Raw genomic sequence first — 15965 nt, 5'->3', positions numbered from 1 at the left:
AACGAAAGCGGAAAGGAGATATCCGTTCCATGAACGATTCCCAATCCTCTGATTCGAACCGTTCCATTACGGTATTCCAGGCTACGGCCATTCTTGTCAGCACCATAATCGGCGTCGGCGTTTTGCCCCTGCCGCTTTTCGCGGCGAATGCGGCCGATTCTGCCGCGCCGCTCGTCACGCTGCTGGGCATGCTCGTTGCTTTGGCGGGACTTTCGGTCATCACTTGGCTGGGCATTCGTTTTCCCGATCAGACGATCATCCAATATAGCAGCAGCGTGCTTGGCAAGTGGGGAGCGGCGATCGGAAGCCTCGTGATCATTCTGTTCTTCGCGATATTGACATCGCTGACCGCACGGGAATTCGGCGAAGTGGTCGTCACGACGGTTCTTAAGACGACTCCCGTAGAAGTGACGGTTATCTGCATGCTGCTGCTGGCGGCAGCTGCCGTGCGCAAGTCGATCGTGCAGTTCGCGTATATGCATAACTTTTACTTCCCCTTCCTTCTTGTCCCGTGCCTGCTGATCGCGTTCCTTTCGCTCAAAAATGCCGAGCTGCTTAATCTGGAGCCTATCATCTCGACCCATTCCGGCAAGGTAGTATTGGGTATGCTGACTGTTGGCGGATTATTCCAGGGCTCCTTTATCATTACCATGATCATTCCGTCCATGCGCAAACCAGAAAAGGCGATGAAAGCAAGCTTTTCTGGAATAGCTATAGCAGGGGGCTTATATCTGATCATTGTGACGGCGGCTGTCAGCGTGTTCGGTTCAGAAGAAATCAAGATGCTGTTATGGCCCACTCTCGAGCTCGCGAAAGCGACTTCGCTGCCCGCCAACGTGCTGGAGCGATTGGACGCAGCCTTCCTGGCGGTGTGGGTAACTGCCGTTTTTACGACGCTGCTGTCCAGTTATTTCCTGACGATCTATGCCATGAAACAACTTTTTGGAATGAAGGAGCACCGCACCTTGTCCTTTGTCATGCTGCCCTTCATCTATTTCATGGCGATGCTTCCGCAGAACGTCAAGTATATGTATCGCATTATTGAAGACGTGGGTCGTTACGGCTTGTTGGTGACGGTCGTCTACCCCTTTATTCTGCTTCTCTTGGCGTTGGCGCGAAGGAAGAAAGGGGCGCAGGCATGAGCGGCATGGCGAAGACGAGGCTGATCGCGACCGTATTGGCCCTGCTTCTGTTTATGCCATTGCTCGCCGGCTGCTGGGACAGGCTTGAGATCGATGACAGAGCGGTCGTGCTGGGCGTTTCCATCGATGAAGTCAGTAACCAAGAGGGCGAGGAAGAGGAGCAAGAGGTATCGCATGTAAAGGGCTCCCTGCCTCCTCCAAGCAAAGGGATGGTCCGCATCGGTGTTCAAATCGCTCTGCCTGGTCGCATCCCGCTCGGTCCCGGCGAAGCTGGGGGAGGCAATGGGGAGACGAAAGATACCGTCTGGGTCATCAGCGTCGTAGGCCATACCGTCGACGATGCGTTCATGAACCTGCAGCAGCAAATTTCGGCTCGTATTTTTTTCGGCCATCTGAGAGTCATTGTATTATCCGAATCCGTTGCCAAAAAGGGAATCGAGAATATTAACGACTTCTTTCGGCGCAACCCGGAAGTTCGTCGAATGGCGTGGATGATGGTGGCAAATGGCCGCGCGGAGAAACTTATCGAAGCCTCTCCCAAGCTGGAGCGCGTGCCTACGTTATATTTGATGTCGACTCTGGAGAATTCGATCCGCATGGGGAAGTTTCCGAAGAATTACATTGGACAGTTCTGGAGCAATTCGTCGAAGCTGGGTCAGGAAGGATTTCTGCCTTATATAGATATAAAGGAGAACGAAAACGTGGGCGTGCAAGGGCTCGCGTATTTCCGCGGCAATCATTTGGTTGGAACGACCAAGCCGGCGGAGATTTCGGGGTTTCTAGGCATTAGAGGAGTCAATCCTGCGGGATACCGGGCAGTCGTCCAGCTAGAGAAGGGCAATTCCAACAAGACGGTTATGACGAACGTCACGCACCGTTATTCCAGAATCAATCTGGACATCAAGGACGGCCTGCCCCGTTTTCGCATTTTGGTGGAGCTAGAAGCCAATCTGGAGGAGAAGATCAACGGCGAGTTATCCATTGACGATCCCGAAACGATACGGCGAATCGAGCAAGTACAGAGCGAGACCTCCGCCGTGTTCTACCAGAACGTCATCCGGCAGACCCAGCTCAAGGGCTCCGACATTTTCGGCTTCGGCGAGCAGGTTCGGGCGAAGAAGCCGGGTTATTGGAATAAGAACATCGGGTCGAAGGAGAAGTGGCAGGAGATGTACAAGCGGCTTGAATTCGATATCGATGTAAACGTGAAGATCAGAAGGGTCGGTATGAACGCGATGTAAGAAAGGGGATCCGATATGGAAGTAGGCGTGCTGACGATCGGCGTTTCGGGATACCTCTGTCTGCTCTGCGCAGCCTGCGGCCTGTTCCTGCTCACGATCGATGTCGCGATGGCGGACAGGGGGAGCAAGGATTACAGGACCGCGAAGGCTTTCGGCTGGATTCATCTCGTATTGGCGGCGGCCTGTCTTTTGCTGTTGTGGTTGTTGTAAAATGAACGGCTACACGTAAACAGGTTCTTTATAAAGAGGTCTTGCGATTTATACGCAAGGTCTCTTTGCATTTACCACATAAACGTATATGTTTCCGAGTTTGCTTTGGATGTGAAATTACGAGCTTGCGCGGCAGCTTTTTTGAGTCTTTCAGCCGGAAAACTGCGTATAAGAGGAGAGCTTCGATGGCGATAGGAAGAACATGGAGGTGCATACCACTGAAGAAGAAGCGCATAGTCGTCCTTGTTTGCCTGGCTGCCGTTCTGCTGCTGTTGACGATGTTTAGCATTGATTCGAGGTCAGGCGATAACAAACAGCCGCTTCTTGTGGAGGGGCAGGGCGTTGCCATTACGGTTGAACGGTTCCACTCCTATAAGGCAAATGCGGAGCTTGCCGCGACGGTATCGGACTTCGCGGTGCCGAGCGACGAGGAAATACTGGACGAACTGACGGCGACCGAGCTTTCTGTTGCTTATGCCCGGGATAAAGGGCTAACGGCCACGAAGGAAGAGATAGATTCCGTCATTGCCAACGAAAGGGCGGCGCTGATGGATGCGGATTCCGAGAGCGGGCCTGCGGCGGAGCTGATGCAGCGGCGAATCGACAAGACGGGGCTGACGGAGGAAGCGTTCTGGTCCAGCGAAGAGACCAGGGCGAACTACGAGAGGGCGGTGCTGCTTGGCGAGTTGGCCGCGCTCCTCATAGACGAGGGCTCCATCGGCGATTATTCTGAGTTCGGCGACTTCCAGCGGGAGCTTCTGGAGCGGCGGAGAGACAACATTCGAACGGATATGTCGTTATTGGAGAATGACAAGATGTAGTAATGTTCCCCTGTTATTCGAACACTTTTGGGATTTTCTGGATTTGTTTTCGCCAAGAATGGGGCGCTGCCGTCAAACGGCGGAGCCATTCGAGGCCGCCTTGGAAGCAAGCCCGGCGCGATCCTGCCCCCGCCGAATGAATAACCATACTCCTGACAGGATGAAGACGCCGGCAACCAACTGATAGCCGGTCAACGCTTCTTTTAGCAGCACCCAAGCGAGAAGCGACGAGATGACGGGCTCACCGAGCACGGACATGGACACGGCGGTCGCGTTCATATATTTGAGCAGCCAGTTGAACAAATAATGTCCGAACAGGGTTGGCACGATGGCGAGCAGCAGAAACAACCCCCATTCTTGTCCGGAGTAGCCCGTAAACGGATTGCCGACAGCGACGTTGTAGACGGCCAGCGCGGTAGCGGCGAACAGGAACACCCAGAAGTTGTAAGGGAACGCTCCTACGCTGTCGCGGAGACCTTTGCCGATCAGCATATGCGCAGCCACAGCGACGGTTCCGAAGAAAGAGAGGATATCGCCCGCCAGCGCATCGCCGGACAGACTGAAATCGCCGGCCCCGATCATAACGGAGCCGATGATGGCGATGCCCATGCCGGCCAGCATGGCGGAATTGGCTTTTGTCTTATAGATCCAGTAAGAGCCCAGCATAACAAGAACGGGCTCAAGCGTAAGAATGACGGTGGAGCTTGCGACGGTCGTCAGGCGCAAGGAAGCCATCCAGAGCAGAAAATGAAGGCCCAGCATAAGACCGGAGGCCCCTAGCATCAGCCATTGCTTCCTCGTAAGCGCGAACAGCTCGCGACGGTATTTCCAGGCAAACGGCAGCAGGAGCAGATTGGTCAGATACAGCCGGTACATGGCAATGACGGCAACGTCGGCTTGAGACCATTTGATAAAGATGGAAGAGAACGAGATGGCTACAATGCCTGCTACATAAAGAAGCTCATATGTGGTAATACCTTTCGTGCTGCGATTCATGAGGTTTAGCTCGCTTTCGGTCGTGTAATGAAGTCCATATTTGAATATAGCTTATGGGCGGGGCTGTTTGCCAGAGCAATTTTTGGTTAATTGACATTAGACAAAATGGTTATTGACGATGAATGCGCTGTCACGATAACCACTGACTAAGCAAGCTGGGCCAGATCGAAGGCACCGATTCTCGAGAGGCGCTTGGCGCTGCCTTGATCTTGTTGTTCGAGAGACGAGGAGACGGCGGCGCGTGTAATAGGCAAAAAAGACGGGGCTGTCCCAAAAGTGTTCGAATGATAGGGGAACGTTCCAATATATACGTGAAAGGACCTCAAATTCCACCGTAAAGTGGGAGATGAGGTCCTTTTCTCGAAAAAAATCCGATTTGACGAGGGGCTCAAAAATCTAAAGGACACCAGCGACGCTATTGCCCGTTTTTTGACTTCTACCCAATCTAACGGACAGGCAGAGGCTATCGATTCATTGTGAGTAACTGAAATTCCATATTCCATCCCCCCCCCGAACCCAGGTATAATGGAAAATATACTTGGGCCGGGGGTTTGTGCTGTGTTGAATAGACGTGTGCGTTACAAAGAGTTCGATCAAATGTCTTTTGCAGATATGATGGTATACTCCAAGCTTCCTGAGCATCCTTTTTGGAGTCACTTAGAGAAGAAGATAGACTTTTCTTTTGCAGATTCACTGTGCTCCGTGCTCTACTCGGGGCGCGGACAGCACCCATATGCTCCCTCACTGAAGCTTAAAGTCCATCTCATTCAGATATACTACGGTCTTTCCGACCGCCAGGTGGAAGAGCGCATAATTAGCGACTTGTTCATCAAGCGTTTCTTAGGCTTGCCCGTCGACTTCTTTGGGTTTGATCACAGTACGATTGGCTTGGACCGCTCACGTATGGGAACCGCCATGTTTAAAGCCTGCCACTTCTACATTCTTGCCCAAATGTACAGCCATGGCCTTTGGGGCGATCACTCGGAGAAATGGATCATCGACTCGTTTGCCTCAAATCCCGCACTCTCCAAGCCGCGCACCTATCGCTTGATTCAACATGCTATGATCCGGGTCCTTCAACATTTAAAACGTAGCCATCGTGCGATATACCAACTCGCACTCGCTTCGGTTGAGACCGATGGACTCTACGCTCGTACCTCCGTACAACCATCTACTGCTGGTCACATGCTCGCTTTCAGCAAGTTGGTGGCACAAGCTTATGGTTTGCTTCAATGGTTTCAACTCGAGGATGTGTCTGCTTTGTTGCAAAAAGAACTCACGGAAAAAGAGCGCGAGACTTCTCAGCATTTGCAACGCATTCTGCAGGACATATTAGAGCAGAACAGCAGACCTGTACCGCCGACTGATGGCGACCCGATTGACTCTGCGCGGAACCAAACCGAACAAGAGATTGTGTTTGAAAAAATCCCGAGCCATGAAAGAACAAAGGATCGTCTTATGAGCGCTGTTGACCCGCACGCTCGAGTCGGGAGAAAGAATACATCCACCGTCACATGTGGCTACAAACTACAAAATTTGTGTGGGACCAGCTCCGTTGTGCTGAATGTGAACGTCGTGCCTGCGAATGAACATGACAGAGAAGCTATGTACGCGATGGCCAAAGATGTACAAAGCTTTTTCGAAATTTCGCCACGCGCCATGTTAGGTGACACCGCCTACGGCCACGGGTTGCAGCGCACTATGCTTGCCACTATTGGCATCCCTGTAGTAGCCCCTGTCATCCTGGGAAGTAACCCCTCAAAGGGATACGACCTCACCCGATTTAGCTATGACAAGGAAAAGGACTGCTACACTTGTCCGAACGAAAAGGATACCGTAAAAAAGCGTCATATTCCTCAAAGCAGCGGTTGGCAATACTATTTTGAAAAGACAGACTGTGAAAGTTGCCCCTTACGCTCGGCATGTACAACAGGAAAAGCAGAGCGCCGGGTATTTCACAGTGACTATTATGAAGTGTACGAGGCTGCCAAGGATTACAACGCTACGATTAGCGGCAAATTAGATCGCAAACAGCGCATGCTGGTTGAACGAAAGAACCAAGAATTGAAGAATGACTGTGGTTTAGAGAGACCCTTAACGAAAAGCCGAAAAGCGTTGCAGCTTAAAGGTTACTTGGCTGCCATGGTCGTTAATTTGAAACTCACGTTGAGGAAGCTACTTCCTCAAAGACCTGGGTTTATTCGACGTCGAAATGCCATTAGTTACTAAGTAGAATCCGACTCCTCAGCCCTCCGATTATCCCACTCAGCGGTTCCCTCCAGCACACAATTGCCCCTTTCCAGCACGCAACTCGTTCTTATCTACAGTGAATAGACAGCCTCAGGCAGAACACTATTTCGTCGTAATCAAGCCATTAGACGTTCGGATGATGCATATAACGTCATGTGTGTCCGTTAGATTATAGTAACCTTGCAAAATCGGAAAATAGTGTTAATTTTGTCCGTTGTGCGCCTAGCCAAGCTGGGCATAACTAGCTGATGAAAGTTCAGCCGGGGTAAAGGCCAAGCTGCCCCGTAGCTAGTAGGCAGGTCATGGAGAAATTCATGGGTTGAAGCCCTACGAAAAGCATGAAAAAAAAAAAAATCATGCGAAGCAAGCCCTCAGGCCGTAACATCCGAGTGAATCCTGCCGCATCGTCAAAAGGAACCCGCAAGGGACAAGAGGGAGCCGAGCCTTGAGCGGACGGGCGAAGGCCATGGAACGTGCACAGAACTTGGAGCAGCACGGAAGAACCCTCCGGTGTATGGGGATCGGCATGTGGAGACAGTTATGTTCGGAACTAGGGAGACCCTCCCCCACACGGCAGCAAGGGGCCGTAACGAGCAAACCTATAAGCCTTGAAAGGTGAAGTGGCTAGCGGTGGGAAGGGAGTCGGAGGGGGCCGTAGTACCGAGGAAGCAAGGACAACATAACCTTGTGGAGGGAAGGGCGTCGAAAGACAATACCCCACTTCGTTCATGGGAACCAAGGAGGTAAGAGTGAGTGAATGCCGCAAAGGCTAACAACGCCAAAGAAAAAGCTCGAGAACTTCAAAGAACCCTCTACCTTGCAGCTAAGGAAAAGCCAGGACGGCGGTTCCATGCTCTGTATGACAAGATCAGTCGCGAGGACATCATGACCTATGCGTGGATGCGAGTAAAGGCCAATAAAGGGAGTGCCGGGGTCGACAAAATCACGATCCAGTCGATCAACGAAGACTATGGCGAGAAGCGGTTTATCGCGGAGACATGCGGTCAACTGAGAAACGGTACCTATCGACCAACGCCGGTACGCCGAGTAGATATTCCAAAAGATGATGGAAAGACAAGACCACTCGGCATTCCGACGGTGAGAGACCGACTGGTACAGATGGCGACAAAGCTCGTACTGGAAGGCATCTTCGAGGCCGACTTCAAAGACTTCTCCTATGGGTTTCGTCCGAAACGCAGCGCGCACGATGCGCTGCAAAAGATCCTGACAACGGCGAACGAGGGGAGAGTATATTGGGTCGTGGATGTCGACATTCGGGGCTACTTTGACAACATCTCACATGAGAAGCTGATGGCACTCGTCGAACAACGAGTCAACGACCGGAAAGTACTGAAACTTCTCCGCGGATGGCTGACGGCAGGCGTGATGAAAGAAGGCGAGTTCTATGCTTCGGACATCGGAAGCCCGCAAGGAGGCGTCATTTCTCCGCTATTGGCTAACATTTACTTGAACTACCTGGACACGATCTGGGAGAGGAACTACACGCAGCTCGGAACGCTGGTCCGTTACGCTGACGATCTGGTCATCCTATGTCATCGAAAAGCAGAAGCGCTGGAAGCGATACAGGTATTGAAAGCTGTATTCGCAAAACTGGAGCTGAGCATGAATACGGAGAAAAGCAAGCTGGTGAATGTGTGGGAGGACGATCAAGGCTTCGACTTTCTCGGCCATCATTTTCGTCGACTGCCGGTCATGCGCAAAGGGGGAAAAGTGGCACGAATTCTCCGGTGCTTCCCGTCGCAGAAAGCGATGAAGAAGATGAAGACGAAAGTAAAGGCATGCACGTCGTCGCGAACGCTACTGAAGCAAATGACCAGCGAGATCATCGCAGTACTCAACCCGAAAATAGTGGGGTGGAGAAACTATTATGCCAAAGCGGACAAAGGCCTAGCCAATGGCTTCTTGGCCAAGATCGACTGGTATATCCGTAAGAGGCTGATGATCTTCTGCCGGAAGAAGTTTAAAAGGTGGAGGCTGCGTCAATCCGGATTCTTCAAGATGCTAAAGGAAGCAGGGTTACAATCCGTCACAACCTGGAAGAGTACGTACTGCGCAAGGTGAAGAACGTCGGAAAGCCGTATGCGGGAAAACCGCACGTACGGTTTGATGAGGAGGGGCTGGTAGTCCCAGCCCTTTACTCTACAGGCGAGGCGATCTTGAAGGATCAATAATTTCGATCTAGCTCCGAAGCAGTGCGATTAAGCAGAAAAGCCGAGCGTTAATGAATCTAGCGATGCTTTTTCGTGTTTTCGGCGATGCTATCCTTCCTGTAGGTGAAAACGGGCAGGATTTCGTCGCCTTCGCCGGCGCACTGTTCCAACGCATAAACATAACGCTCGGAGTTTTCGCGAAGTTGAATGTTTTTGCAAATATACTCCTGTTTCCCTTTGTCGGCTCCGGAGCTCATTCCGTCCCGTGTATTGTCGATCGTCCACGTGATGGTTCTGCCGTCAGAATGTACATCGTGGATCCAGTAACCTCCATCCACAATCGGTGGAATGAGTACCAAATAGTCGCCCTTGCCTTCCCGATGGCGATGGACCATCTCGTTAAGACGTTCGATGTCGGCTTGATTGAAGCGATGGAGGATGTTGTTCGACTCCGCATGCTGATGCCGATCGGCCTTTAGCCACATATAAGTAGCAGCCCCGGCCCAGACCGTCAATAGGACAATCAACGCTCCCAAGAGCGTCCCCGTTCTTCTTCTCATGTGTTATCCCCGATTCGGCGTGTCTGCAGTCCGCTAGCTTAAGTCCGCTTACTTGAGCGCTTTATTTTCCCAATTAAGCTGAGCCTGATACCGATGCTTCTTCAGCTCGTTTGCAGATGGATTTGGCACGTTGTCGGCAGTCTTTACGATGACAAGTCTGGATTCGTCGTTCCAGCCGACATCCGCCCCGAATGTCTCCAGTACAAGTCTTGCAGGGACGTAGGTCCTGCCGTTTTTGATCCGCGCTGGAGCTTCCAGCTTCTTCGTTTCGCCATTAATGATGGCTGTATCGGAATCTACGGTCAGCACGATGGTCGTGCCGTCTTTGCTTGCGGTTACTTTGCGTGCCACGGGATCCCAGCCGATCTTGGCTCCCAGCTTTGTCAACAACTCCCGGAATGGAACAAGCGTATAGGCATTCTGAATAAAAGGTTCGTTCTCTAGTCGCAGCAGCTCGTTATCCCAGAGAAACGCGGCAGCATATCCTGCCTTGACAAATGGAGCAGCCTGCTCGAGCCATTCTCCTGCGTCGGGCAGAGGCTTCTCAAGGGGATGATTCAAGAAATCCAGCCATGCGCCCGTATTCGCGTCGATGGATGGCTGCAGACCTTCCTGGAAGAAGTTGATCTCCGGCTTCAAGCGCAGCTTGTAGGTCAGCTTGCCTCCCACGTATTCCAGATTCAAATCATACATCGACAACAATCGTTTCTTGGCCAAAACGCTGGAATAGGCGGGTTTGATTTTTTCCGGAATCGTCGGGTTCTCCCATTGATATTCCTTCGGGAACTTGCCGTCGTAGGTCATCAAATATTGAGGATGCAGCGCATAGATAAGCCTTGGCTGCTCGGGATCGTAAATAGCCTGCCATTTCAAAAACGGATCAACAGCGGAATAGAAGCGATTGGCTGCTTCATTCAAAGAAATTAGGCCGGCGGCATTTTGGGCGGAATTCGGACTATAGGTTTGCTCTTTCCAATAAACCGAATAGGCTCGGACGTCGCCCGTTACCCGGTCAACAGTCACATAGCCTCCGTTTGATCCGTCTCGAATTCCGTTGTGGGACCGGTCGTAGCGAATGATATGCATTCTGGCCGTATGGAATTCTCTGCCTGCGATATAATCGGAGATGGGATATGGATCGTCCATCCATTGGACATCCAGCGTCCAGTTTTGCTGCTCTACGAATTTGGAGGCGATATCCCGTACTTCTTCGATAGTAAACTTAAAGGTGCTTTCATCGTTAGGATCGCTGGGATACTCCACGACGTAATCCGATTGCAAGCTTGCCGCATACTCCGTAACCTTGCCGTCTTTTGCTTGCAATTTAATGAAGCCAGCCAAGTACGGGTTAGTCGTTCTAGGGAACGATTGTTCTCCCCTGAACGTGATTTCCCAAATTCCGTCAACAAGCTTGGCGTCTGCTTTCGCAGCTGCGGGAATAAGATGAAGCGCATTGGCCCGATCGATGGCTTGGGCGGCGGTATCGATCTTAACCGCGGCGACTTCCGCCGCATAAGCGGCAGGTGCGGGAGCTGCGGCCAGCACGGCTCCAAAAGAAAGCGAAACGGCTAGCAGAGTTTTGGCTAATTTGTGTGTTTTCATCATTTTCCACTCCTACCATTGATGAGGAATAATTGCTCTACAAATAGACGTGGCTAGAAAGGAAAGGTTGCGCTAAAAAAAATGGTATTGAAGCTCGGATGCAAAAAAGCAGCTATTCGTCGCGAGAATAACCAACTTCTCGCAGAACAGCTGCAACTTTGTTAATTGCTATGGAACGGAAAAAGCAGGTCGGCCTGTTTCCTTTGTACGTAAGCAGGGGGAGCTAGACTTGCTCGCCGGTATTGTCCGCAATGGCGTTCGAAGCTGTTTCGCCGCCGATTGCATCCGGGCCGCCATTGTCGGCTGGAGACTCGCTGTCTGCATTTTGAGCAGGGACAGTTACGCTGCCTGCATTTTGAGCAGGAGCAGCTTCGCTGCTGACTTTTTGCGTAGGAGCAGTTTCGCTGTCGGCGTCAGCCTCTTTGCGCGGCTTCGGTGCAGGCGGCTTGGGTTTCTTTGCGGCCTCGACCTCGAAGTAAGCTTGCAATTCCGCTACCTTCTTGGGATTATCGAGCTTGACCTTGTCTTTGAACACATGCTCCACGAGCGCTTCCCAAGTCGGCTCCTTCTTCTGGGAGCGGAGCAGCCGAATCGCATTTTTGACCAGCCGTCGTTCCTTGGCATTGGAGTGCATATCCTTGTATTTCTGCGTGAAGCTGAAGTCGAGGTGAGGGAATGCCGCCCGGAAAATATCCGCCGTCATCCGCGCGTCGTCCAGCGCCCGGTGGGCGGAGCCCTCTGAGCTTAAGCCCAGTTCCTGCAGCGCTGCCTCAACGCTTACGTCGTTCGTGAGTCCGCGATAACGCAGAAAGCCTTTGAGCAGGTCAAAGTAATTTACGCTTAACCAATAGGCATCGTCGAGCTTGTGCATGCGGGTATCCAGCACGATTCGCTTCAAGTCTTCGCCGCCCCAAGTGACAAGGAGCGGAGACTCGCTTCGCGAAAGCCATTGCAGGAAAGCGCCGATGACGCGCGGGAACCGTTCCGCCGTATCGATGGATTGCTGCGGGATGCCCGTTTTTTTCTGAATAAAGCTATTCAATTTTGCAAAATAAACCGGTTTTATAAAAGCCGTAAATTCATCTACAAGCTCGAGACGCTCGTTAAGCCGAACGGCACCGATCTCGATGACCTCCATGGGCAGATCGCTTGCAAACTTGCGGCCGTTAAATTCGATATCCAATACAATATAGTCCAATGCTGTAACCTCCGCTATGAGTATCGCCGCTTCCATTTTAACAGAAATCAGCCCCGAATGCTTCTTTTTGGTATGCGATTGCCAAATGCGGCCTGCCGGGACTACAATGAAAGCTGGGATTTGCTGCAGCAAGAGAGGAGTATGCACCATCATGTCTTCCACTAACACCATTGCCGAACGCGAGGTTAAATCCAGACGTCTGTTCATAGCCGTCATACTCGGCCTGCTTGCGGGTATAGGCCCGCTTAGCATCGATATGTATTTGCCAGCGCTCCCGGCGCTTGCAGATGATTTTAACGCTTCGACGTCGCTTGCGCAGCTCAGCTTGACCGCATGCCTGGTCGGCATCGCGCTCGGGCAGTTGATCGTTGGACCGATCAGCGACGTAAGAGGACGCAGGATGCCTTTGTTAATCGGCATGGCCGTATATGCCGTCATTTCATTGCTATGCGTGTTTTCTCCGAGCATATGGACTTTTATTTTGCTTCGTTTCGTACAGGGTTTTGCAGGTGCAGCGGGTATCGTAATTTCCCGAGCCAGCGCAAGAGACTTGTATGCCGGCGCGGAGCTGACGAAGTTTTTTGCGCTGCTGATGCTTATTAACGGGGCTGCCCCGATTCTAGCTCCAATGATCGGAGCGGAGATCGTGACGTTTACGTCATGGAGGGGGGTATTCGCTGTTCTGAGCGCGTCGGGCTTGCTCATGCTGGCAGCCGTTTACGTAGGGCTTCGGGAGACCCTACCTGTCGATCGCAGATCTCGCGGAGGTTTGCGCAATACGTTGGCGACGTTCCGCAAGCTGCTGGGCAATTCCGTTTTTATGGGCTACGCGTTCACGCAGGGCCTTATGATGGCTGCCATGTTCGCTTATATTTCCGGATCGTCCTTTGTTCTGCAAGAGCTGTACGGCGTGACGCCGCGCGGATATAGTCTTGTGTTCGGGCTTAACGGCGCAGGCATCATCCTGGCGAGCCAAATCGCGGGCAGGTTGGCAGGCGAAGTGTCTGCACGCAGGCTGCTTACGGCAGGTCTGTCGATGGCAAGCCTCGGCGCGATTATTCTGATGGCTGCCGTTTTGCTTGATCTCGGCTTGCCGATGGTCATTGCCGGCTTTTTCTTCGTCGTATCCAGCATCGGCATCACCAGCGCGACGACAACATCGCTGGCGCTCCAGGATCAAGGACGTTCGGCGGGAAGCGCCTCGGCGCTGCTTGGCATGCTCTCCTTCGTCTTCGGCGGAATCGCAGCGCCGCTCGTAGGCCTTGGCGGCGAAGGGACGGCTCTGCCGCTGGCAATCGTCATGATGGCGTTGATCGCGGCGGCCGTCGTGTGTTTCGCGTTGTTTACGCGCGGGCCTAAGAGAGCGGAGGATGCGGCTGGGCGTTAGTAGGTCGCAGCGCTGGCGGCAATGTGTATGAAAAAGCGAGTACAATGGCGCGCAGACGGGCGTGGGCGAGCGAATGTGTATGAAAAAGCGAGTACAATGGTGCGAAGACGGGCGTGGGCGAGCGAATGTGTATGAAAAAGCGAGTACAATGGCGCGGACGGGCGTGGGCGAACGAATGTGTATGAAAAAGCGAGACAATGGCGCGCAGACGGGCGTGGGCGTGCGGATGTGTATGAAGAAGCGAGTACAATGGCGCGCAGACGGTCGTGGGCGAGCGGATGTGTATGAAGAAGCGAGTACAATGGCGCGCAGACGGTCGTGGGCGAGTGAACGTGTATGAAAAATCATACACAATCAGCCGAAGGCCACGCGCCATGCCATGTACGAAGGGTCTGCCCCACCAGTCATCTAGTAATGACTGGCGAGGCAGACCTTTTTCGTTAGCGCCAAGAAGTCACGGGGCGCTCGCAGCAACCTGTCACTTAGAGCTCCTCGAGCGTCCTTACGCCTAGCAGCGTCAATCCTTTGCCGAGCGCCTTGGAAGCCGCGAGGACGAGGCCGAGCTTAAATGACTGCTCCGAAACGCTGCCGTCCAGCACTTTGACGTGGTGGTAGAACCGGTTGAACGATTGCGCCAACTCCAAAAGATAACGAGCGAGCACGGACGGCTCGTGCCGTTCGGCGGCCAGAGCCAGACGGGCTGGATAAAACGAGATCTGCTTGAGCAGCGGCCACACGTGATCATGTTCAGCTAAGTGTGAGCGGCTCTCAGTCAGCGGGCCGTTGGCGTGCAGACTGTCAGGAGATAAAGGCGTCGTGCTTGCTGCTGGTTGATCGCCGCCTGATTCAGTCTCATCGCCATCGTTCTGCAACTCGGCCATCCCCGCCGCCTTACGCTGAATGCTTGCCATCCGGGCATACGTGTATTGCAGATAAGGTCCGGTCTCTCCCTCGAAGTTCAACACGTCCGCCAGCGAGAAGTCGACGTCGAGCGTGCGCGTGTTTTTCAAGTCGCCAAACACGACCGCGCCGATTCCGATCGCCTCGGCTGCGGCTTCTTTGTCGCGGAGAACGGGATTTTTCTCCTCAATGATGCGTCTCGCCTGCGCCACGGCCTCGTTCAGAACATCCTCCAGGAACAGTACCTTCCCCTTGCGTGTGGACATTTTCTGCCCTTCCATCCTCATCAGCCCGAATGGAATATGCTTGCAACGGCCTTCCCATACGTTATCCATCTTGCCGAGCACCTTGAATACCTGCTCAAAATGCAGCGATTGTTCGCCGCCCACCACATAAAGCAGCTGCGAAGCCTTCATGACGTCGCGGCGATAGATGGCGGTCGCCAGGTCGCGCGTGGCATAGATCGAGGTACCGTCGGACTTGACGAGCAAGCAAGGCGGCATCCCGAATTCGTCCAGCCGGACGACAAGGGCGCCATCGCTTTCCTCCAGTAAGCTTTGGTCGCGAAGCTTTTCGATGACCGACTCCATCTTGTCATTGTAGAAGCTTTCGCCAAGCACATGATCGAATGTAACCCCGAGCCGCTCATACAGCTTAGTGAACTGCTTCAGACTTTCGCCGATCATATCCCGCCACAGCTCGGTTGCCAGCGAATCCCCCGTCTCCAGCTTGCGGAACCACTCCCGCGCCTCGTCCTCCAGCTCGGGATGGCGCTCCGCTTCCTCGTGGAATTTCACATACAACGACAGATAGTCCTTCGTGGGGTTGTCGCTGGCCCGAATCGCGGAAGCGTCGCCCCACTTGAGGTAGGCGACGATCATTTTGCCGAATTGCGTGCCCCAATCGCCGAGATGATTGACGTTTACGGTGTGGTATCCCACTTCGCGCAGTATGCGATAGATCGCGTTGCCGATCATGGTGGAACGCAGATGCCCGATGCCGAACGGCTTGGCAATGTTCGGGGAGGACATGTCGATGACGACGGGTTTTCCTTCCCCGATATTTGGCCGCCAGAATGTTTCCGAATGCGAACGCTCCAGAAGCTCTGCGCCGAATGCGGATCGATTCAGCTTGAAGTTCAAATAAGGTCCTGCCGCTTCGGCGCGAAAGAGAGGATGGACGATAGTGTCCGCAAGAGCCGCGGCGATCTGCCCCGGACTTTGCTTCAGCTTCTTGGCCAGCACGAAACATGGCAAAGCCAGGTCGCCAAGCTCATCGTTTGGCGGGAATTCCAGCAGGGACGTAATTTCTTCCTTGGCAAGGGGGAGAAGAGGAGCTAGAGCATCCACCAGTCTTTCTTTGATCATGTTGATTCCTCCTATGTCGAGGCGGCCAGCCGCATGAACGCAAAAAATCCCCGTCTCTGCTAGAGACGGGGAATACCCGCGGTGCCACTCTGATTATCCGAATGCGCAATGGCGTTCGGA

13 protein-coding genes are annotated in these 15965 nt (G+C 53.0%); 8 read left to right on the top strand and 5 right to left on the bottom strand.

The window, feature by feature from the left end:
- Window positions 1-29: 29 nt before the first annotated feature.
- From KJW29_RS20205 to KJW29_RS20190, 4 genes are all read left to right on the top strand, one after another.
- Window positions 30-1142: a GerAB/ArcD/ProY family transporter gene (locus tag KJW29_RS20205; protein ID WP_214625913.1), complete on the top strand. Its 1113-nt coding sequence runs from the start codon at window positions 30-32 to the stop codon at window positions 1140-1142.
- The gene (locus tag KJW29_RS20200; RefSeq protein WP_214625912.1) at window positions 1139-2383 is read left to right on the top strand and encodes a Ger(x)C family spore germination protein; all 1245 of its coding nucleotides are present in this window, start codon (window positions 1139-1141) and stop codon (window positions 2381-2383) included. Before KJW29_RS20205 ends, KJW29_RS20200 begins: the two co-directional genes overlap by 4 nt.
- 15 nt (window positions 2384-2398) lie before the next feature.
- A complete protein-coding gene (locus tag KJW29_RS20195; protein WP_087569856.1) occupies window positions 2399-2593 on the top strand; it encodes a CLC_0170 family protein in 195 nt (64 codons plus the stop codon).
- 185 nt (window positions 2594-2778) lie between these two features.
- A complete protein-coding gene (locus KJW29_RS20190; RefSeq protein ID WP_214625911.1) occupies window positions 2779-3414 on the top strand; it encodes a hypothetical protein in 636 nt (211 codons plus the stop codon).
- A gap of 72 nt (window positions 3415-3486) precedes the next feature.
- On the opposite strand, the gene KJW29_RS20185 is transcribed toward KJW29_RS20190, so the two are convergent.
- On the bottom strand, window positions 3487-4410 hold the full coding sequence (locus tag KJW29_RS20185; RefSeq protein ID WP_214625910.1) for a DMT family transporter: 924 nt from the start codon (window positions 4408-4410) through the stop codon (window positions 3487-3489).
- Window positions 4411-4968: 558 nt separating this feature from the next.
- Here KJW29_RS20185 and KJW29_RS20180 point away from each other — a divergent pair.
- Both KJW29_RS20180 and ltrA read left to right on the top strand, forming a co-directional pair.
- Window positions 4969-6639 (top strand): transposase, encoded by a 1671-nt coding sequence (locus KJW29_RS20180; RefSeq protein WP_246608301.1) that lies wholly within the window; start codon window positions 4969-4971, stop codon window positions 6637-6639.
- A gap of 774 nt (window positions 6640-7413) precedes the next feature.
- Window positions 7414-8742 carry a group II intron reverse transcriptase/maturase gene (gene ltrA, locus KJW29_RS20175; RefSeq protein WP_214625909.1) on the top strand — a complete coding sequence of 443 codons (1329 nt, stop codon included), beginning with the start codon at window positions 7414-7416 and terminating at the stop codon, window positions 8740-8742.
- A gap of 166 nt (window positions 8743-8908) precedes the next feature.
- On the opposite strand, the gene KJW29_RS20170 is transcribed toward ltrA, so the two are convergent.
- The 3 genes from KJW29_RS20170 to KJW29_RS20160 form a co-directional block, all read right to left on the bottom strand.
- A complete protein-coding gene (locus KJW29_RS20170; protein WP_214625908.1) occupies window positions 8909-9391 on the bottom strand; it encodes a DUF4362 domain-containing protein in 483 nt (160 codons plus the stop codon).
- 48 nt (window positions 9392-9439) lie between these two features.
- Window positions 9440-10996 (bottom strand): copper amine oxidase N-terminal domain-containing protein, encoded by a 1557-nt coding sequence (locus KJW29_RS20165; RefSeq protein WP_214625907.1) that lies wholly within the window; start codon window positions 10994-10996, stop codon window positions 9440-9442.
- A gap of 220 nt (window positions 10997-11216) precedes the next feature.
- Window positions 11217-12344: a 3'-5' exonuclease gene (locus KJW29_RS20160; protein ID WP_246608300.1), complete on the bottom strand. Its 1128-nt coding sequence runs from the start codon at window positions 12342-12344 to the stop codon at window positions 11217-11219.
- Between KJW29_RS20160 and KJW29_RS20155 the strand changes: the two genes are divergently transcribed.
- A complete protein-coding gene (locus KJW29_RS20155) occupies window positions 12343-13578 on the top strand; it encodes a multidrug effflux MFS transporter (protein ID WP_214625906.1) in 1236 nt (411 codons plus the stop codon). The genes KJW29_RS20160 and KJW29_RS20155 overlap by 2 nt on opposite strands.
- Before the next feature lie 79 nt (window positions 13579-13657).
- A complete protein-coding gene (locus tag KJW29_RS20150; RefSeq protein WP_214625905.1) occupies window positions 13658-13918 on the top strand; it encodes a hypothetical protein in 261 nt (86 codons plus the stop codon).
- A gap of 142 nt (window positions 13919-14060) precedes the next feature.
- Here KJW29_RS20150 and argS read toward each other — a convergent pair whose 3' ends face one another.
- The gene (argS, locus tag KJW29_RS20145; RefSeq protein ID WP_214625904.1) at window positions 14061-15845 is read right to left on the bottom strand and encodes an arginine--tRNA ligase; all 1785 of its coding nucleotides are present in this window, start codon (window positions 15843-15845) and stop codon (window positions 14061-14063) included.
- Between the last annotated feature and the right edge of the window lie 120 nt (window positions 15846-15965).

The sequence above is a fragment of the Paenibacillus agaridevorans genome, from assembly GCF_018604145.1.
GTDB classification, from domain to species: domain Bacteria; phylum Bacillota; class Bacilli; order Paenibacillales; family Paenibacillaceae; genus Pristimantibacillus; species Pristimantibacillus agaridevorans.
This window is presented reverse-complemented; position numbering and strand designations above follow the sequence as displayed.